Raw genomic sequence first — 19188 nt, 5'->3', positions numbered from 1 at the left:
GTTATCCTTGGATGATGGGAATGCGACCTTGGTAGACCGAGCCACCGGAGATGCGCATGAAGTACTGGAGGTTCGGCAGTTCGGTGATGAGGCGTGGCGGAATCAGCGGCGCCTTCTCCAACTGCGTCGAGCGAGATACGGAGCCGCTGAATTCCCCGACGTGCGACTCGGAACCTGTGCTTGCGCTGCTCGACACCACGATGTTGCGAATGGCTGTCTCGCCCACCTTGTCGGAGAACCATTGCGCGGTGTCGGTATCCTCAAGGCGCAGGATGATCTGGTTGTTCAGGTTGCCGAGCACCTGCAGCATCTTTGCAGCACTGCCAAGCTTGGCTTCCAGGTCGGAGCGGCTTTGGAACGCCACGAACGACCGGAAGCCGGCGCCACGGCCTTTGTTGAGAATCTGGATCACCTGCTCGTTGATGGCTTCGGCCACCTCATCGACCAGCAAGACGATGTCGGGTGGCGTCTCGTAGAAGTTGTAGATGGCGCCCGCGACAGAAGCCACGTCGGCCAGCAGCATGGAAGCGATCGCCTTGGCGACGATGCTGTTGGACATCGAATCCAGGCCAACGTACAGGACGGCCTTCTGCTTGATCACGCGCTCGATATCCCAGATCTCACGGTCATCCGTGAAATCGTCGGCCTTCGGCGCGAGCATGAGACCGGTTTCGCCGGTAGCCAGCATCTGCAGCAGCGGCAGCGCCGAGGCGATGATCCGCATGTAGTGCTCGCGATCGTGCACGAAGGTGGCCACCAGGCCGTCGATCGTCTCGTGGCCGAGGCCCTTCTTTGCGAAGTTGTCGACGTAGAGCTGAACCATCCCCTGCAGAGGATCCACCCCGCCCTTCTGGGCGATGCGCTGCAGAAAGCCTCTGGCCTCGTCTTCCCAGTCGAGCATGCCCGCTTCCGGAAAGAATCGGCGCAGGCATCGATCGAGCAGACCATTGATGCCGGACTGTGCGTAATTCAGGATCGAGCGGAGGTTCGGCTTGTCGCCGACGTACAGCTCACCCTTGACTGCGCGGTCGATGAAGAGGAAGGCAAAGTCGCGGAAAGGGCCTTCTTCCATCAGTTGGGAGACGCGGCTGGCGATTTCCGACGGCTGCGACCAATTCTCAACCGGATTCATCCGAATCGATTCGGACGGCGCAGCCTGCTTCCAGTACAGGAACTTGCGACCGGCACGCTTGCATTCACGCTCGACGCGCTTCTTGAAGTCCTTGTCGTTCTTCGGGTCGACAATAATGAGGACGTCTTTGTTGGGGCTGTGAATGACCTGTGTCGCAATCAGCTCGTAGGTCTTGGTTTTCCCGGCACCCGTGGTGCCGCTCACGGCCGTGTGACCGCCGAGCGCCTTATAGTGCAGGGGCACTTCGATCTTGTTGGGTTCCATCCCGTGGATCCAGGACTTGCCCTGCGGGGCCGTGTCGGGGACGCTGTTGGGCGGCGCAAACGCGGTCTCGATTCGCTTGGCGACTTTCGGCGGGAGCCACTTCGGAAGACCCGGAATTTCGGTGGACGGCATGCGCAAGATGTCGTGCGCGATCTGGCAATGGCGCTGCGTCCATTCGAAGCCGTTACCGAAGTACATCGCGTCAAGGTCGGCTCGCATGCGGGCACTCGTGCGCAGCAGCACGTCGATCTGAATGAGGGTGAGCCAACGCGTCGAAATCGACATGCGAAAGGCCAGCGCCTTGCGCACCTGGTAGGCGCGCGCCACGAGGAACAGAGCACAAATGACCGCGAACGCCCATGCGTGGGGCATGCCGGACAGGGGGAGCAAGATCAAACCGATCAGCCAACCGACGGCCGCGCGGGCCTCGAAGATCGGGCGAAAGTGGCTCACGTAGTTCATTGCTGCGGACGGGCGAGGATCAGCGAGCCAATGCGCTCGACCAGCACGATGTCAGCGCCCTGCGAGCTGGCGAGGAGGTTGAGCTTGCGCAGGTTGTCCACCAGCGTTTCGCTGGCGATGCCGTAGCTGCCGAGAATCCGCTTTTGCAGCACCAGCCCCTTTTCGGCCCAGTGCACGGCCACCTTGCCCGACTCGACGTCCTGCACGAGTGCGCGGAAGAACTCGCGCATGAGCGTGCTCGCAGAACTCAGGATTTCGGCAAACGGGTCTTCCTGTTTGACCGTTGGCTCTTTGGGCACCTGCATCGAGTCCAAGTCGAACAGTGAGCTTTGGGTGTTGGGCTTCTCCGATGTCGGCGCTGGCGTCTCAGGCGAAGCTGAAGCGGTTGACGTCGGCGTGGCCTTGGCCTGCTCGAACAGCGCCGAGACGCTATCCGCTGCCGACGGCTCGCTCTTTGCCGCCTTGGCTTTGGGCTGCGATGGACGTTTCTCGGCCGCCGGGGCCGGTTGAGCGTGAGCGGCAAATCCGTCCTCCAACGTCTTCGCGGGAGGAATCGGCGTGGTATCGGGGGCAAAGCGCGCGCGCCGTGCTTTGTCCTCGGTGTCGCAGGTCACCGCCACGGCTTGACGCAGGACCTTGTGCAGCAGCGACTCGGTACCGGCCGGGCGGCTCTCCGGATTGATCGCACCGAAGAGGTCGGTTTGCACCATGCTCTCGAGCAGCTCCAGCCGAGTGTTGCCGAGGATGGAACGTGCGAGCAGGGCGGTACGCATCCGCTCGATGGGCAATGGCGCCTCTCGGCGTTGCACACGGTATTCGCCACCTTCCAGCCAAGCCGAGAAGGCGCCATGCGCGGCAGGGCTCCACTCGGCCTGGTCTCTCAGTCGGTAGAACTGGAAATGGCGGAACGGTTCGTCCAGCCAGGTGCAGCACGCCGCGAGGAACACGGCATACAGGTATTGTGGTTCGAGCTTGCGCCGACGCTCCGAGGGCTGGTCGGCGCCGAACTTCTGTCCCCCGGATAGCCGCAGGGCGTAGTAGACGGTCTCGACCGTGGCGCGAAACGCGCCACCGGGTTCCGGATGCTGTTCGGGGCGCAGCGGCATCGACGAATACCAGTCGGCGCAGGTTTCGAGCACGGACAACCACTTGCGCTCGAAATCCGCGCTCGACGACTCGTTCGCGTACTGCCGAACGAGGTCCAGCCGCGAACCGAGCGTGGCGGTCAATGCAGCGATGGGCATTGGCGTGTGGTTCATATCGTCAGCCCGCCATGCGCTTGCCAAGGCCCCACGCCGCCTTGATGCCGCCCTTTACGGCCCCGCCGCTGATGCCGGCACCATTGCCAAACAGCTTGCCTGCAATGCTCGGAATCTCGAACGAAATGAACAGCAGGAAGATGCTCAGCACGAGCGCATAACAGGCGCCCGCCATCGTGTCGGTACCGATCGAGTTCACGTCACCGAGTGAAGATGCGAACGACGCGGTCACCAGCTTCGACATGATTGCCGCGACCACTGCATACAGAGAGCCGGACACCATGTAGTCAAACCAGGCGAGGAAGTATTTGCGCGTGAATTCGGAAAAACCCAGGGCGACCGCGAGCTGGCCGACGACGATGCCGATGGCCACCTGAATTTGACCGAGCGAGATGTAGAAGTTGTAGATCACCGATGTCGCCACCGTCACGGCGAAGGCAAGCAGCAGGGGGATCAGGGCCAGGGCCACCCCAATCTTCTGGTACCAGGTCGCGGCATTCAGGGCATTGCCGTAGGAGTCCCACAAATTGCCGGCCGTCGTGGCCAACGTCGCACCGGGCGAAAGGTCGCCGCCGGCGATGGACGTGGCCATGGTGTTGAAGTACTGGTAGATGCCTGGCGCGAACCGCTCGTATCCCACATAGATCGCGGCGAATATCCCGAGCGTCGCCATCTCTTCCAGGAAGTTCGTCCACGCGGTGACGGGGTGGTGAGCGCCAGCGAAGCGCATTGCCGCCAGGACAATGGTGATGATGCCCAGCGCCGCCGCGAACTTGGCGGCTTCTGGGGTAATCGTGTGACTGATACCGACCGCGGCATTGATGACCTGCGCCGTCGAATCGGTGAACTTCTTGAGCGCGCTAGAGATGGCTTCCCCGACCGCGCCTTTCGGCCCGGCGAGGTTGGGACCGGATTGGTTATCCGCGCCTGACCCCGCAGAGCCGGTGGGAGACGGCGTCGAGGGTGTCGTGACAGGGAAGGTCGCGTCTGCCTGCGCCGTTGCACCTGTCGACAACGCCGCGAGGCAGACCAGCAACGCTATGCGCATCAGGCCCATCAGTCGAGGAAAGCTCATCTGTGCCACTCTCACTGGGCGGTGCTGCTGCGCGTGTACACGGACTGGCGCAGCTTCTGGAGCTGAGCGTCCTGGCTGGAGATCACGCTCTGCATGGCCGCCGTTTTTTCTTCCGTGTCGGCGTTCTCCTTCCGGTCTTTCACGGCGTCAGCCTGCACCTTGGTGCCAATCAGCTTGATGAGGTCGGCGTTCTGGCTGGAGAGCAGGTCCAGGTATTGATTGGTGGTCTGGGCGGTGGCCTGCGCCGTCGGGCTCAGCGTCATCTGTGACTGCAGGTCCTGACGACGTTGGGCCAGATGCGCGATGTTCTTGGCGACGTCGGTGCCGGCATCGAACAAGGCTTGCGCCGTCTTATTCCCAGAGGTCAGGAGCGTGCGTTGGTCCTCGAACCATTGCGCGGGCGACTTGCCGGACACCACCACCAGGCCGTTCACCTTGTCCAAGAAGCTCGCATCGCTGGAGACTGCCCCGTAAAGCTGCTGGAGCACTTGGCCGTAGTCCGAGTAGCGCTTCACGTCCGCCAGGATCGAGTCGATCTGCGCTTGGTTCTTGATGTCATCAAGGCCCACAGCCTGCTGGAGCTGGTTCAGCATCATCTTGTACTGGTAGATGATGTTGGTGTTCTCGTACACCTCGGTCTTCAACGCTTGCGCCGCGCTGATGGTGTTCTTGAGGAAGTTAGCGGCATCGAACACCGGCCAGCCGGAGGCATGGGCGGGGCTCGACAGCACGACGGCGGATGCGGCCACGACGAATGTGCCGCGCATCTTTCGCAAAGTTGCAGAGAATGTGGTCTTGAGCATGGGTGGCTCCTTCGATTGAGAGATGGCGCAACGCAGCGCCGTGGTACGACTTCGGCTTAGGCGGCCAGAAGTTCACGCACGTAGCGGTCCTCCCAGCCATCGCCCTGCATGTAGTGCTTGTCGAAAACCGCTTGCGCCTTGCCGTCGGAGCGCAGCCGGGCAACCATCTCAGGCTTGAAGTCCGTCTGGAGCATGCGCGACGTGGTCCGGGTGACCCACAGGTAGTCGCGGTTCGGCACGGCGTCGTTGATCATTTGCACCTGGTCGACGGTCAGGCCGAACGTGTCGCAGTACAGGTTCTTGCTGGTATTGGCGAGGCTGTTGGGCAGGTAGATGAAGTTCGCGATGGTTTCCTTCAGCACCTCGAAGTCGGTAATCCGCGCGATCTGGCGCAGCGACTGTGTTGCCATCCACACGGCACCGTTGAGCTTGCGGATGGTGGTCAGCCACGTTTCCAAGCGCCTGTAGAAGCGTTCGTACTTGAAGAAGAAGCCCGCCTCTTCAATCTCGATCAGCGTGAATCGCTGACCATCCATGCTCTTGCTGATCCGGAAGAAGGCGTAGTCTAGGAATAGAACCGCCGCGCGCTCGTAGTTGATGAGCAGCTCACCCATCTCGATGGTCAGGTCATCGCTGATTTGGAACGCGTCGTCGACGTTGTCGAAGAAGTCACCGTACTGACCACCCTTCATCCAGAGCTGCAGCCGCTCGCGCAGATCGGCGTGGATCAGTGTGGCGAAGAAGGACAGGGTCCATTGCTCGCGGCTATAGCCGGCCAGAATCTGAACCGCGTCGAAGATGTCCGTCTTCTGTGTGGGGGTGAGCCTGAATCCGTCTTCGTCCTCGATGGCCAAGATCAGCCATTCCGTCACGTAGGCGTGGTTCTCCGCCTCGCCGAGCAGGGACAGCGGGTTGCAGCGTGTGGCGGTCGCAAACTTACCGGTGACATCGATGAATTGACCACCACCGAGTTGCGTGGTGATGCGTGTCGACCGGTCCTTATCAAACCGGATGCGCCGGGGGTTATGGCGCCCCGACTGTGACATGAGGAAATTCAGGAATACCGACTTACCGGCACCGATCGGGCCGATCACGAAGAGGTGGCCATTGCCCCCGGGCTCGTGCATGTCGACGCGCTGGGCAGTCAGGTGGCGTGTCGGCAAGCAGGTGAGTGGTGGCATCTCCTTGCCGGCCTTGTCCGAGAGCCAGTCGTTGCGGGTCGGCCCCGGATTGATCGTACAAATCGGGGCGACGTCCGACACGGCCGGTGTTTCGACAAATTGCAGGCGCCGCTGGTTGTCCCAACGACCGGGCAGCGTGCAGTTCCAGGCGGGCATCAGGTTCGTACCTTCACGAATCGTGCCGAACCCCGCGTTACTGATGGCGCCAACGACCAGACTGACCGCGTCCGAGCATTCCTCTTCGGTGTTGCCGTAGACGATGACGGAGATGTTGGCGAAGCCATGCTGCTGACCATCCGCGGTCAGCCGGCGAAGTGCCTGACCCGCCTCGTCGGCGAGCTGTTCCCGGCCCTCATCGTTCTCCTGTTCTTCCTTGGCAGCGAACTGCTTCAGAATCTTCCACAGGTTGAAGCTCGCCATCTTGTAGAAGCTGCGGATCTTCTCGATGTAGACGTTGGCCTTGGAGTTGTCCAAGAAGCGGTAGAGGACGCAGACGTCCAGCTCAACATCGAGCTTCGTCAGGACGTCCAGCGCCGCTTCTTGGAAGCCGAGCCATTCCTTGACGGCGACCACGGCCGCGTAGCGCATTCCATGCGCCGACTCAAAGAGCAGTTGCTCGGCACCCGGCGTCACGATCGACTCGGTGAGGTGGGTGTCCAGCAGCGTCATCGGGAAGCGAATCCTGCGTGGCGGCACCGATGGGTTCGCCGCTTGATGCAGAAGTGCCATGGACTCCTGCAGCATCTGCCGTTTGAGCCCGATCTTGGTGTTGCCGCCAACAAACGCATCGAGCATGCCTTCGAAGCGCTTGGCATCGGCCTGCGTCTTGGCAAGATCGAATGCGAACGCGTTGCGCGCGAGGAACGTGTCCTTTAGCGACTCGAATAACGCCGCGACCAGCCCCTTGCCGCCCACCGTGACGTGGTAGCTGATCTTTTCGAAGATCTTGTCCAGGCCGGATGCGGGCGTGTAGCTGAGCGCGAGCGAGTGCGTGTTCTGGTAGAACTTGCCCGATGACATGTTGGCCCGATTGAGCTCGTCGATCTTGGCGTCATGAGCACTGGCGAACTCGCCGGCGATGTAGTCGTGTGCGCGGCGGTGCTTGATGCGCCACCACGCAGTGATGCGACCGTCCAGGCTGCGGCAGGCCTGATCGAGCTGATCCCGAGCGGATGTGATCTCACTCTTGTTGGGGTGGTCCGCGTCAACGCCCCCCAGCCCGTAGGTGGCCAGCAAACTGCCATCCTTGCCGAGCACCAGCGAGGGCGTGATAAAGGTGAGCCAGGGAGCGATTTCCTGGATGGGCCGTTTTTTCTTCAGCATGGCAGATCACTGTCGAACCCGTAGGGCCGGCGAAAGCGCGCGCCGAGCTTGCCGTGCCAGGGGCCTGGCTCGTACAAGTCGCCATAGCGGTCATAGACCATCAGGATTTGGTTCCACCACGGGTCCTTGTTGGTCAGCCAACGCAGCGCCATGTGAACCACCATGCCGAGCGCGAGGAATCCACAGATAAACTGCCAACCCGCCCGGTAGGTGATGTAGACCAGCACTGCGGTGAGCGTGCCGTTGGCAATGGCGAAGCCACGCACGACACCACCGATCATGCGAGGCAGTGACAGCGAGCGACTAACCTTGTGCTGGCGCATGGTTAGACGAACGTGCAGTACGTGGCGGAGATGCCGAACTTCTGCAGCAGCGGGATACAAGCCGCTGCAATGCCGATACCGATACCAATCGTCGAGACGAATTTGACGATGGTGGATTCGGACTGCGCGATGGCGATTGCACCGATCACGATCACAATCACGCCGCCCGCGAGCAGGTAGCCGCTCTTGACGAAGTTCGCGATCATGCAAACGAAACCGGACAGAGAGGCCAATTCGTCGGCGCGGGCCTCCGCCCCATAGAGCAGGGTGGTGATGGCAACGGCTTGTGCCACCGTGCCGCGCCAGGTGGTTGCGCGTTTGAGCAGGCGCTGGACTGCTTGGATCATGATGAAACCCCCTTAGAAAACACGTTTGATGACGTAGTCGTTGTTTGCGTAGCCCTGGATCTCCAGAATCTCGGAGACGTGCCGCATCTCGCCCGTGCGCCGCATGTGCACGACGTAGTGGAAGCAGTCGGCGATGAGCTTGCGCATGTCGCTCAGATCCCATCGCGAGCCGAGCGGGATGCCGAGCATGGCGAGGCTCTCCAGGCGGGAGAGCGCAGTGCGGCCGTTGTTGGCGTGCAGGGAGCCCATCCCGCCGTCGTGGCCGGTATTGAGGGCTTGAATGAAGTCGAAGGCCTCGCCGCCACGCACCTCGCCAACCAGCACACGGTCGGGACGAAAACGCAGGCTCAGCGCGACCAATTGCTGGGTCGTGACCTTCTTGTCGGGATTCGAAAGAAGACGAACGCAGTTCGGGACGCTTAGCTTCAGTTCCTGGGTGTCCACGATGGAGATGATTCGCTCTTCGTGTGGAATCTCGCCAACGAGCGCGTTGAGAAAGGTGGTTTTGCCGGACGATGTGCCACCGGCGACGAGCACGTTCTTGCGCTGCCGCACCATGGTCGACAGCGCGTGCGCGAGCCCGTCGTCGGAGACGTCGGGCGGGAAGATGATCTGATCGTCGTCAGGGTTGCGCGCGACGGAAGAAGAGAACGCGCCCATCGCCGTGTAGTCGGAGAGCGTCAGGTTCTTTTCACGGTGACGGCGAATGCTGAGGGCGTGCCCGTCGATTGCGGTCGGGCGCATGACTGCGGCGATCCGCAGCCCCTTATGGCCGGCGTTGATGATCCCTTGATCGGTGCCTTTGACCGCCGATTTCTCAACCGACGAAGCCAGCGCGCGGATTGCGCCTTCAAGCTTCTTGGGCTCCAGCATGAGATCGAGACGCTCCAATCGGCCCTTGCGTTCAACCCACACGCTGTTGTGGTGATTGATCATGACTTCGGCCACGGTCGCCTCTTCAAGCACCGGTTGAATCGGCTTGAGCGATTCAAAGAACATCTTCACGGCGCTTTCTTCGAGCGGCGTGAGCTGATTGGAATAGGGGTCATGATTCGCGGTCATGGCGCTATTCTTTTGGAAAACGGATCAGGCCCTCGCGGCGAAAGCGGGGTCATTTTTTTCAGCTTTCGCGGAATGAATGCATTGGCGACGATGCAAGGCTCGAAGAGCTGGGGTGCTCAACTGCGCTAAGACCGTCTTGCTTGTCGCGCAGGACGTAGAACGACAATCCGGGGCGGATACCCGCGATGGACCAAAGTGCGGAAAGCCTCTATGCGGATGGGCGCTTTCCGGGGATTTATCCCGAACGCGGTAAACCAACGCGCGCTTTTTGGCACCCAAACTTCACTCCGTGAACGCGCTAGTCAGGTGGCTCACCGACTGACATGACATCGGTGAAAAGCTCGCAAATATCGCGGGGCTTTTGAATCAAGCGTCCGCATTCATTCCTGATTCAATTGTCGGCATCTAATTGGGTGCCGGAATGGGTCTTTTCAAAAGCAAGAAATCCGAACAAGCGAAGGTGCTTTCACCGCATCCCGGCATGTATGCGGAGAAAAGCATTGCCCAGGCCGTCTTCGATCAAACGACCGCGGTCAAGGTCGACCGCAACCATTGGAAGATCGCCTTCTTGATTGCGAGCTTGACGGCCCTGGTTGCCGTGGCGACGCGCGAGCCGGCACCTTCCGTGGTGAAGTCCTATGGCGTCAGCTCCGACGCCAACGGCCAGCCCCTGGTCAGAGTGCTGCAGCCCTACGAGCCGAAAGGACGTGACCTGACGGTCGGGTTCAAGGACCTCATCACGCGCTGGTTCACGATCGAACCGATGCTGACGCCGGTGGTCGAGGATGCGCGGATGTACAAGAGCATCAAGTCCGCGAAGGAGCAGATGGTTGGGACTGCACGCAAGCAGTTCGATCAATGGTTTGACGAGGACGCACCGTTCCGGGCCGTGACGTCCAGCCCGACGCTCACCCGCGAACCCGAAATCAAGAACATCGCGCCGCTGCCTGACAACACCGTCGCCGTCGAATTCATCGCGACGACGAACGAAGAAGGCCAGAAGCCCAAGCGCATGCGGTACGCGATCACGTTCCGCTACGAAATCAAGCCTCCCCAAAGTGATGCGGAGGCGCTGGGTCCGAATCCGTTCGGGATCTACCCAGTCTTCTTCACCCTCCAGAAGACCCCGGCATGACCATGTCCCTATTGCGCACAACTTCCTCGGCGCTCGCATGCGCTTGTCTCGCGCTGGCTGTTGTCGGAGGCGCGTGGGCTGCTGCCGAGCGCCCCGCGAAGCGCGCCGAACCTGTTATCCCCCCGCTGAACTTGGGATCAATGGCGGATGCCATGAACCCCATGAATCCGTTCAACGGTGGAGCGGAACCGCTGGCTATGCCGGGCGATTCCCGCCTCGTCGTCTTTACGTACAGCAAGGATCAGATTTATCGCGTCCTGACCGCGCCACTGAAGGGAACCACCATTGAGTTCCCGGACGATGAGCAGATCGTGTCGGAGCCGGCGTGGGGTGACAGCGTGCGCTGGGAATCGTCAACGGACAACGGCAATCATCTCTATCTCAAGCCGCACGCTGCCGGTCTGGTCAACACCCTGTCGGTGACCACAAACAAGCGCTCCTACGAGTTCACGCTGGTGTCGTCCCCCCTGGGCGGGATCTTCTACCAGAAGGTTCGCTTCCGCATCCCTGAGACCGTGATGGCCAAGATCAAGGCGCGGGCAGATGGCGAGGCACGCGAGCAGGGAGAGCGTCCGGCGAACACCGTCGGCGTTTCGCCGGACAAGCTCAACTTCGACTATTCGACGTCGGGAAGCGCGGACTTCAAGCCCGACGCTGTCTTTGATGACGGCAAGCTCATCTGGATGCGCATGCCCGCGACTGCCAGCGAGTGGCCCGTCGCGCTGGTGAAGGACGGAAGTGATTTCGTCGTAGCGAACTTCATTCGCCGAGGCGACTACCTCGTGCTGCAGCGCCTGGCAGAGACCGTGGCGCTTCGGTCGGGTAGCACGGAGGTGATCGTGCGCCGCGGCCGCGGTCGCTTCTTGGGTCTCTTCTAAAGGATCGGCCGTGGCTAAGCAGGTTGAGGACGTGACCGACGCTCGCGAGCGAGTCTCCAAGGGGAAGATCCCCAAAGGGATTATCTACGTCGCAGCAGGCATTGCTGCGGTGCTGATCGGCACGCTTGCCTTCTACTACCAGAGCAAAACCGACGCCGAAGTGAAAGAGGCGTCGGAGGAGCAGCGCGCGGAGAAGATGAAATCGCGGGCGACGGCGGGTGAGGCGTCGCAGAACCTCGGCCAGCAGATCCGTGCCCAGCAGCAGGCCGCCAAGGATGAGGCGTCCCGCCAAGAGGCCTCTGCGGTAAGAGCCGACTCCGGTCAGCGCGCACCGGTCATGTCGGCGAAAGACTTCACGACGGGCCGTCAGGGCACCGAGGTGATGGGGAAGAAGAATGAAGAGGACAGCATCTTTACTGCGCCGCTCTACAAGGCAGGCATGAACAAGGTGCGTGACAACGCACGCCCGAAAGTCGACCTTCAAGGTACGCTGGACCCTGCGTCCATGCGGGCGATGCAGCAGGCTGCCGCAGCGGCTGCCAACGCAACCGGCGCACCGCCTGCTGATGCTGCGCCCGTCAACAGCGATCAACAGTTTCTGAAACAGACAGCAGCAACGAAGTACGAGCGCACAGGTATTGCGGGCCGTTTGCCGAGTTGCACCGTATCCCAGGGCTTTGTGATTCCAGCGACGTTTGTCGGCGGCAACAACTCGGATAAGCCGGGCGAGTTTCGCGCGATGGTGTCGCAGAACGTATGGGACACGGTGGATGGCACCTGCCTCGCGATTCCGGCAGGTTCGATGCTGGTTGGGACTTACAGCAGCGACATCAGCATCGGGCAGGAGCGCCTTCTCGTGGCGTTCACCCGTCTGCAGCTCCCCAATAAGAAGTGGGTTCCTCTCGGCTCGATGCAGGGTGCCGACACCAATGGCTATTCCGGTGTGAGCGGGGACGTCAACAACCATTTCTTCAAGATCTTCTATGGCGCGGTTGTCATCGCCGTGCTGGAGCAACGCTTCAACAATCAGCAGACGGCGACGACCTCCAATTCGAACGGCCTGACTACTTACGGCAACGCGGCGGGCCAGGTCGCCACACAGACGGCGCAGACCATCCTGAACCGCAACCAGAACATTCGGCCGACCATCACCACGGAACCTGCCCAGAAGCTGTTGGTACAGGTCAAGCAAGACATCGTCCTGGAGCCGTACCGTGAATAGGGCGATTGGGCTTCTCCTGATGGCGGCCTGTGTGTCCGCGCACGCCGTGGTGGTCGATGCGGTGATTTCACCGACGGCCTACGTCGTGCGCGACGGTGGACAGGTTCGGCTGCAGACGCTTCCGGGCAAGCCGGTCTTGTACTGCGGCCTGGGCGCCTTCGAAACCTGGGCTCAGCGTTTGGTCGGCCAGGAGTTCCAGATCGGGTCCGCGCGACAGCCCGACGGAGTGACTCATGCCGAGACGCTTGTCAGCGTTGTTGCCGGTGCCGGGTGGCTGCGTCCCGCCTCGTTGGATGACGCGGGTCAAGCCGCCATCGTCGAGCGCAAGGGCGGTTGGGCCTGCGCACCGAAAGCCGCCCCCTTTGCGGAATTCAGTGATCGCGTCGATCCGACCATCCTGGCCGGCATTGCGCTGAACGAATCGTCGTATCAGGGGCGACCATGGCCGTGGACGTTGAACGTCGCGGGGCGTGGCTACTACTTCGCCACCCGAGACGATGCCTATGGTGCCATCCGCCGCCTGATCGAGGCGAAGCGGTGCGATTTCGATGTCGGAATCATGCAGGTGAACTGGTGCTACCACGGCCAGCGCTTCGCATCGCCCTGGGATGCCCTGTCGCCTGCATCGAACATCCGTGTCGCGGAAACCATCCTGCTCGAAAACCGGCAACGCAGCGGCTCTCCGATGAAGGCGGTCGCTTGGTATCACAGCGCTGACCCCGCGCGTGGAGGGCCCTACTTCGCCCGATTCCTGAACCACCTGAAGCGGCTGGACTCCGCCAATAGCCCATGACGAAGTTCCGACACCTCGCTTTGCTGCTGCCCGTTCTGTCCGTGCAGGCCTTCGCCGCAGACACCGATCCGCTGGATTTCGATTACCAGGTGGTGGCGCCATCCACGGCTCGCCCCGCGATGATCTTCAACGACGGGTCGAGCACGTACATTCAGCCGCGTGCCGGGCAGACCATCGTGGCCGACAACGGGCAATCATCCGGTCCGTACATCATGGTTGATGGTGTCCCCGACGTTCTGCACTTCACTGCGAACGGGCAAATGGTGACGGCGCGCTGGAAACGCTCCAACGCGATCACGCGCGAGCCGGCGAATCCGTCGGGGGACTTGCCCCATGGGTTCACTGGCTTCTCCGGCCGCATCGCGATGGTCGGCGAGCACGGCAATCTGCAACTCGTGCGTCCCGGGAGCGTCACGCAGCCGCTGGCGCAAATCGTCAAGGCGATAGCTCCCAGCGGTTGGACGGGGACCGCCCAAAAGACCATTGCGCTGACGGAGGAGACGACGTTCGTCACGCGGGATGCCGAGAACTGGCTTCAGGCGCTCGGGCGGTTGCTGGACCAGAAGGGTCTCTACGCGGAGGTCGACTTCGGCCGTCGCAACATCGCGCTGCGTGTTGAGCCGCCCAAGTCGATCGCCGTGGGCGTCGCGGTGGCTTCGTCCGATGCCAGCAACGGCGCGAATGTCGGCAACACAGGTGCGCCAGCAACGGTCCCAAACGATCAAGGCAGTGGTGACGGTGGCGTGGCCAGCTCGCTATTGGCCGAGGCGTTTGACGCGCAGGCCATCCGCGACACAAAGGCCGGGACGATTCAAATTCGCTTTGCGACGAAGCCTGAGGGTCTCCAGATCAGGAACAGCGAGGGCAGCAAGCAGGGCCTGACGTGGCTGGACGGTGATCGCGTGGTCGCGTTCGATACCGTGGATCGTTTCACCGTCTCTGCCGCGGGTAAGGCTGTCGAAGTTCGGCGAGCTGCTGAGATTCGCTATGACTTCGCGGCCGACAACGCAGCGGGCCTCGAATCGGTCTTCGAGAAGGACAACGCGACCTACCTCGTATTCCGAACTTCAAAGGCCAATGTGAGCGCACGCAACGACAACGGCGAGGGCTCGGGCGAACTGAAGGACCGCTACTTCAAGTTCAACGGAATCGCTGAGCGCTTGACTGTGGTGGCCGACGGCCGCTCAGTGATCGTGGAACGTGTCCCTGAAGTGCGCTTCTACGAGCGCAAGGCGAGGGTGGAATGAGCGGATCACGACTCCGAGTGCGAGACGTGAGCGGTGCGAAAAGGCTGTTCGCTTTTTTCGCACTTCTGCTGGCTCTTGCCAGTTTAGCGCGGGCGGATTGTCTCGACGACGCGGCCAATTACTACCGGCTCGATCCGACGCTCGTTCGCGCCATCGCGTGGCACGAGTCCGGCATGCGGCCGCTTGCTGTCAATCGCAACTCTAACGGCAGTGTTGACGTTGGCCTCATGCAGATCAACTCCTCCTGGTTTCCGACGCTGGCGCGTGTGGGCATTGCCCCTGAGCACTTGTGGAATCCCTGTGTTAACGCCTACGTCGGGGCGTGGATTCTGAGCTCGAACATCGCGCGCCTGGGGCCGAACTGGAAAGCCGTCGGCGCATACAACGCCACTTCACCGGACAAGCAGTTGCGCTACGCCAACCAAATCTACGCGCGCTGGCAGGCATTGCAGCGCGCTGGTGCCAGTCATTGACACATTGCGAGACCGTTATGAGAAGCCTTCTTTCCCACAAGCGCATGGCCGTCATCGCGATGGCTGCATGCACCTTCGTTTCCTCCGTCCACGCGGGGACCCGTACCCAGAGCGTTGACGGCGATGGTTGGCAGCCGCTTGGCAGCAGTGTTCGCAAAGCAAGCGTCGCTGGCCAAGCCAATCGCAACGGAGCCTCCGATCCCAACACGCTCGTCGCCGCGGCTTCCGCGTTGGCGAGTACCTCACCTGAACCAGCAGTGTCAGTCACGTCCGTTCCCTCAAATAGGCCGTTCGAACTCATCGCCGACGAGTCAGTAGAGCAGCAATTGCTTGAGTGGGCGAGGCGCGCGGGTTGGAAGGTCTTGTGGAGGGTGCAGGACGCATGGGTAGTGCCGGGCAATAAATCCTATGGCGATGACTTTGAATCTGCTGTGAAGCGCGTCACGGAAGACTTGGCAGCCAACGGAACAGACGTGCTCGGCGACAGCTGGCGCGGCAACCACACGATCGTTATCACCCAGAACGGAGCAGCTGAGCAATGAGGATCTTCTATCAACCGAAGCTGATCGCCGGTGCTGTGGCAACGGTCTTGAGTCTGTCGGGATGCGGTATCGCGGAGGTGCGCGGCATCCAGAAAGACGCGATGCGCGACACGCGCGCGCAGCTCGACGCTGCCCCGAGCAGCCGCCCGGTCTTCCAGATCCATGAGGGGGCATGGCTTCTTGGCGAGAAGGTCAAGGCGACCAAGCCGCAACCGGAACTCTTCAACAAGCCCGTGTCGTACAACGACGCACGGGACCGCATCAGTACGCTTGCCGACGTTGCCGACTGGATTGCTCGCACTTACAACGTACGGGTGGTCATCGATCCCTCGGTGAATGCACCGTTCCCCTCGGCGCAGTCCATTGTGACCACCGGCGCAACCGGCGCAGTCAAGGGGCCGCAACTACCCGCAGGGCTCGCCACGAGTCTTGCAGGCGCGCCCAACGCAACGTTGGCCGCCCCAGGTGGCATGCAGTCTGGGGCCGCAGCGATGCCGACGCAGTCACCGCTGCACTACGTTGGCGATTTCAAGGGTTTTATGCGGACGAACGAGCAGCGCTACAACGTCTACTCGCGCTTTCGCGACGGCACCCTCACGTTCTTCCGAGTCGAGACCCGGAACTTCACGTTGCCTGACATGGGAGCCTTCGCTTCCATGAGCGGGACGATCTCCAGTGACGGCAACCTGTCTTCCAGCTCGGGCGGCACGTCGGCTTCTACCACTAGCTCCACATCTGGCGGTTCAAGCGGTTCGGGCACCGGCGGACAAACAGCCAGCCAGTCGTTGGAAGTGAAACCGTGGAAACGCTTGGAGGAGATCGCCAAGCAAATTGCGGGGAATGGTGCGGAGGTCATCGCCGACCCGAATCTGGGGACTGTCACTGTCACCGGGACGCCGCCACAGTGTGATCGTGTTGAGGACTGGGTCCGTACTCTTGATGCCATGTTCGGTAAGCAGGTCGCCATCGACGTGCGCATCTACGAAGTCCGGCTCAATCAAGAGGACAACTACGGCTTGAATCTCTCGCTCGGGTACAAGAGCGGAAATGGGCACACCGGTGCCACGTTCACCGGGGTGGCGCCGCCAACGGTGTCGAGCAACGCGACACCCATGTCCGTCGGCGCGACGATTGTCGGCGGCAAGCTGGACGGTACCAAGGTGGCAGTGCAAGCGCTGTCGACGCTGGGCAACGTTACGCAGGTTGTGTCGCGTTCGGGAGTTACCCAAAACGGCAAGGTCATGGCAATGCAGTCTGCAACTTTGCAGGACTACATCCCGAGCTCGCAGACCACGTTGGCGTCGAACGTGGGTTCCACGTCTTCCATGCAAACCGCCCCTGACATCTCCGGCTTCACAAGCACGTTCACGCCAAAGGTTGTCAACGGCCGCATCTTGATCATGTTCGACATGACCCTGTCGAATCTGAACCCGCTACAAGAACAGACCCAGGGCAGCGGGGCCTCCTTGTCCAAGGTGCAGCTGCGAACCAAGCCACTGGCACGTTTCCAGCAGACCGTCGGCCTGAAGCCGGGCGAGTCGCTGGTACTTACCGGCTTGCGCGATCAAACGACCAGTACCACGAACAACGGCGTTGGCTCGCCCTACGTCCCAGTGACGGGCGGTGGGGTGGATGCCGCAAAGCGCGAAACGATGATTGCCGTCGTTATCACCGCACGGCTTCTTTGATACCTGGGGTTCATGATGAATCGACATTTCTTGTCTGCAGCGGTTGGACTTGCGCTGAGCGCCGGTGCAGGATTTGCAATTGCGCAGGGTGCCTCGGCGCCTCGCATGGAGAAGGCGATGCAGGCCGCTCAATCCATTCGTGATGCGCAGCCTTCGGCAACAACAACTCCGCCAACGACAACACCTGCGGCTCGTACCGCGCAAGTTGCAGAAACGTCTGTACGGCCAACCCAGGCTGCTCCATCACCCCAGGCGTCGATTCCTGTTGCGGCTGCGCCTTCGCCGAAGACCGAAGCCGCTCAGGCAGGTGCTGAGGCCGACGAACTCAGCATCCTGCAACGGCAAGCGGCAGTCCTGAAGGTCAAGGCTGAAATTGCGAAGTACCAGGCGGACATCAAAAGCTCGGAGTCGCGCGCGATGCAGGCTGCAACGAGCGTGACGCCTGGGCAGGCAGGGGAACCGGGAGTTGTTCCGTCGCTGGTCGTTCCCGGCAACGTTACGAAGCCACCGATTCCGCTACCTGCGGCCAAACATGGGAAACCGCGTCTGGTTCACATCGGGGGAGCTGACGGCGTCTACTCGGCTCTCATCGAAATCAACGGCATCACGATTTCGGATGCAGTGGCTGGCACTCAGCTCGGCGATGGCTGGCAAGTCATCGGCGTCGATGCGAAACAAGTCAGAGTGGGTCGCGGCAAGCAAGTTCTGAAGCTCGCGGTGTGACATGGCTCAAGTCCTCAACCTTCCAGGGATCAAGGGCACCTATGCCGTCGGCCTGACTTGGCGGCATGAGGATGCCAGGCCAAGCCGCGCGGCACTGCGCAAGAAGGCTCGTGATCTGCAAGCACGGTGGAGTGTCGTCCATCAGACGCGCACAGGGCACGTACAGGCCGGCTTTTGTGCGGGCCTCGAGGGCGCTGCCTCCAACTGGCGAACCAAGCCGCTTGCAGCCCTTGTCGCTGACTCACATCCTCAGCCTTGGTGCGGCTTCTATCGGATCAGCGCTGACCTGTATTGGTACATCGCGGTGCGCGACGGCCAGGAGGTTTTACCGGACGGGGACCGGACTGGCACGCTCGAAGAATTGGAGCAACTCCATGCGTTGCACAAAGCGTCCGGTGACTGGAACGTAGTCCGCGGGACCGAAGCCGAACTCGCAGACATCGTTCGCACTTCGCGATCGGTGAAGGGGCTGACCGATCTGGAGCCGGGGCCGCGACGCTACGTGCTACCGGTGGCCGGGGTGCTGACAGTGGCGGCATTGGCCGGCGTCGGCACGTGGTGGTATCAGCAACGGCAGGCTGAGGCACAGCGCGCTGCGGATCTCGCGCGACAACGTGCTGCACAGGCGATGCACGCGGCAAAGCAAGCCAAGCAACAAATTCCGCCATGGACACTTCAACCTGTGCCGTCTGCTGTTGTCGACGCATGTCGTTCGGCTTGGCACGGCAGGGCACTCGCCACGAAAGGTTGGTTGCTGACCGGCTGGAGCTGCCAGTTCGGTAGTCCCGTCACGGTCAACGTTGCCGCTCAATGGGAGCGCGACGGGGGTGTGGCTGAGGACGCGCCCGGCACGCTCCTCGACGATGGAAACCACTCTCGCTCGACGGAAGTTAAGCCCTATACGTTCACGATCCAACCAACAGGTATTGATGATTTTGAGGTTGCGAAGCGCATCGTTTGGAGCGTGTCGCACCGCAAAGCTTTCCAGTTGAAGCTGGCGGCGACGCAGCCCGCCGCGCTTCCTGGCGCGAATGGCCCCGATGCACCTGAACCGGCCCCGTGGATTGGGAATGCGGCCGATTTCACGCTTGCGATGGCTCCATGGTTCAGCGGTGCTTCTGCATTCGATCAAGTCCCAGGTTTGCGGCTGACCGAGGTCAGCGTCGACCTGCGAGATGGCCAGTGGCATGCGAAAGGGACGCTCTACGTTAACCGTTTTCCTGGGGCGACTGCTGCCCTCAAGGTGGGGAGCTGAC

Annotated in this window: 18 protein-coding genes; 10 read left to right on the top strand and 8 right to left on the bottom strand. The window is 61.6% G+C overall.

Annotated features, from left to right (window positions below):
- Window position 1 precedes the first annotated feature (1 nt).
- The 8 genes from traD to R2N11_RS16730 are packed head-to-tail and all read right to left on the bottom strand — an operon-like array spanning window position 2 to window position 9231.
- Window positions 2-1858: a conjugative transfer system coupling protein TraD gene (gene traD / locus R2N11_RS16765; RefSeq protein WP_012435618.1), complete on the bottom strand. Its 1857-nt coding sequence runs from the start codon at window positions 1856-1858 to the stop codon at window positions 2-4.
- Entirely contained in the window at window positions 1855-3117 is a 1263-nt protein-coding gene (locus tag R2N11_RS16760; protein ID WP_012435619.1) for a TraI domain-containing protein, read from the bottom strand. The genes traD and R2N11_RS16760 overlap by 4 nt, the downstream gene beginning before the upstream one ends.
- 4 nt (window positions 3118-3121) lie before the next feature.
- Window positions 3122-4192 carry a type IV secretion system protein gene (locus tag R2N11_RS16755; RefSeq protein WP_012435620.1) on the bottom strand — a complete coding sequence of 357 codons (1071 nt, stop codon included), beginning with the start codon at window positions 4190-4192 and terminating at the stop codon, window positions 3122-3124.
- 11 nt (window positions 4193-4203) lie between these two features.
- Window positions 4204-4995, bottom strand: coding sequence for a TrbJ/VirB5 family protein (locus tag R2N11_RS16750; protein ID WP_012435621.1), 792 nt, complete (start codon window positions 4993-4995; stop codon window positions 4204-4206).
- A 56-nt stretch (window positions 4996-5051) separates the two neighbouring features.
- Window positions 5052-7499 carry a VirB4 family type IV secretion system protein gene (locus tag R2N11_RS16745; protein WP_012435622.1) on the bottom strand — a complete coding sequence of 816 codons (2448 nt, stop codon included), beginning with the start codon at window positions 7497-7499 and terminating at the stop codon, window positions 5052-5054.
- Window positions 7493-7822 carry a VirB3 family type IV secretion system protein gene (locus R2N11_RS16740; protein WP_012435623.1) on the bottom strand — a complete coding sequence of 110 codons (330 nt, stop codon included), beginning with the start codon at window positions 7820-7822 and terminating at the stop codon, window positions 7493-7495. Before R2N11_RS16740 ends, R2N11_RS16745 begins: the two co-directional genes overlap by 7 nt.
- Window positions 7823-7824: 2 nt before the next feature.
- Window positions 7825-8169: a hypothetical protein gene (locus R2N11_RS16735; RefSeq protein WP_012435624.1), complete on the bottom strand. Its 345-nt coding sequence runs from the start codon at window positions 8167-8169 to the stop codon at window positions 7825-7827.
- Between the two features lie 12 nt (window positions 8170-8181).
- On the bottom strand, window positions 8182-9231 hold the full coding sequence (locus tag R2N11_RS16730; RefSeq protein ID WP_316681677.1) for a TadA family conjugal transfer-associated ATPase: 1050 nt from the start codon (window positions 9229-9231) through the stop codon (window positions 8182-8184).
- A gap of 421 nt (window positions 9232-9652) precedes the next feature.
- On the opposite strand from R2N11_RS16730, the gene R2N11_RS16725 reads away from it, so the two are divergent.
- The 10 genes from R2N11_RS16725 to pilO2 all read left to right on the top strand — a co-directional run bounded on the left by R2N11_RS16725 (window position 9653) and on the right by pilO2 (window position 19187).
- Entirely contained in the window at window positions 9653-10366 is a 714-nt protein-coding gene (locus R2N11_RS16725; RefSeq protein ID WP_012435626.1) for a VirB8 family type IV secretion system protein, read from the top strand.
- Window positions 10363-11244, top strand: a complete 882-nt coding sequence (locus tag R2N11_RS16720) for a TrbG/VirB9 family P-type conjugative transfer protein (RefSeq protein ID WP_012435627.1) — start codon at window positions 10363-10365, stop codon at window positions 11242-11244. Before R2N11_RS16725 ends, R2N11_RS16720 begins: the two co-directional genes overlap by 4 nt.
- 10 nt (window positions 11245-11254) lie before the next feature.
- Window positions 11255-12466 (top strand): TraB/TrbI/VirB10 family type IV secretion system protein, encoded by a 1212-nt coding sequence (locus tag R2N11_RS16715; protein ID WP_012435628.1) that lies wholly within the window; start codon window positions 11255-11257, stop codon window positions 12464-12466.
- A gap of 19 nt (window positions 12467-12485) precedes the next feature.
- The gene (locus R2N11_RS16710) at window positions 12486-13259 is read left to right on the top strand and encodes a lysozyme family protein (protein WP_012435629.1); all 774 of its coding nucleotides are present in this window, start codon (window positions 12486-12488) and stop codon (window positions 13257-13259) included.
- Window positions 13256-14506, top strand: coding sequence for a TrbG/VirB9 family P-type conjugative transfer protein (locus tag R2N11_RS16705; RefSeq protein WP_012435630.1), 1251 nt, complete (start codon window positions 13256-13258; stop codon window positions 14504-14506). The genes R2N11_RS16710 and R2N11_RS16705 overlap by 4 nt, the downstream gene beginning before the upstream one ends.
- Window positions 14503-14979: a lytic transglycosylase domain-containing protein gene (locus R2N11_RS16700; protein WP_012435631.1), complete on the top strand. Its 477-nt coding sequence runs from the start codon at window positions 14503-14505 to the stop codon at window positions 14977-14979. The genes R2N11_RS16705 and R2N11_RS16700 overlap by 4 nt, the downstream gene beginning before the upstream one ends.
- A gap of 17 nt (window positions 14980-14996) precedes the next feature.
- Window positions 14997-15521, top strand: a complete 525-nt coding sequence (locus R2N11_RS16695; RefSeq protein ID WP_012435632.1) for a toxin co-regulated pilus biosynthesis Q family protein — start codon at window positions 14997-14999, stop codon at window positions 15519-15521.
- Complete coding sequence (locus tag R2N11_RS16690; RefSeq protein WP_012435633.1) at window positions 15518-17209, top strand: type II secretion system protein GspD; 1692 nt, start codon at window positions 15518-15520, stop codon at window positions 17207-17209. The genes R2N11_RS16695 and R2N11_RS16690 overlap by 4 nt, the downstream gene beginning before the upstream one ends.
- Window positions 17210-17314: 105 nt before the next feature.
- The gene (gene pilP, locus R2N11_RS16685; protein WP_225694717.1) at window positions 17315-17932 is read left to right on the top strand and encodes a type IV pilus biogenesis protein PilP; all 618 of its coding nucleotides are present in this window, start codon (window positions 17315-17317) and stop codon (window positions 17930-17932) included.
- 1 nt (window position 17933) lies between these two features.
- A complete protein-coding gene (pilO2, locus tag R2N11_RS16680) occupies window positions 17934-19187 on the top strand; it encodes a type 4b pilus protein PilO2 (RefSeq protein ID WP_012435635.1) in 1254 nt (417 codons plus the stop codon).
- The last annotated feature ends 1 nt before the right edge of the window (window position 19188 follow it).

It is taken from the genome of Ralstonia flaminis (genome assembly GCF_958415495.1).
GTDB lineage: Bacteria > Pseudomonadota > Gammaproteobacteria > Burkholderiales > Burkholderiaceae > Ralstonia > Ralstonia flaminis.
The sequence above is the reverse complement of the archived record's forward strand: the minus strand, read 5'-3'. Positions and strand labels throughout refer to the sequence as shown.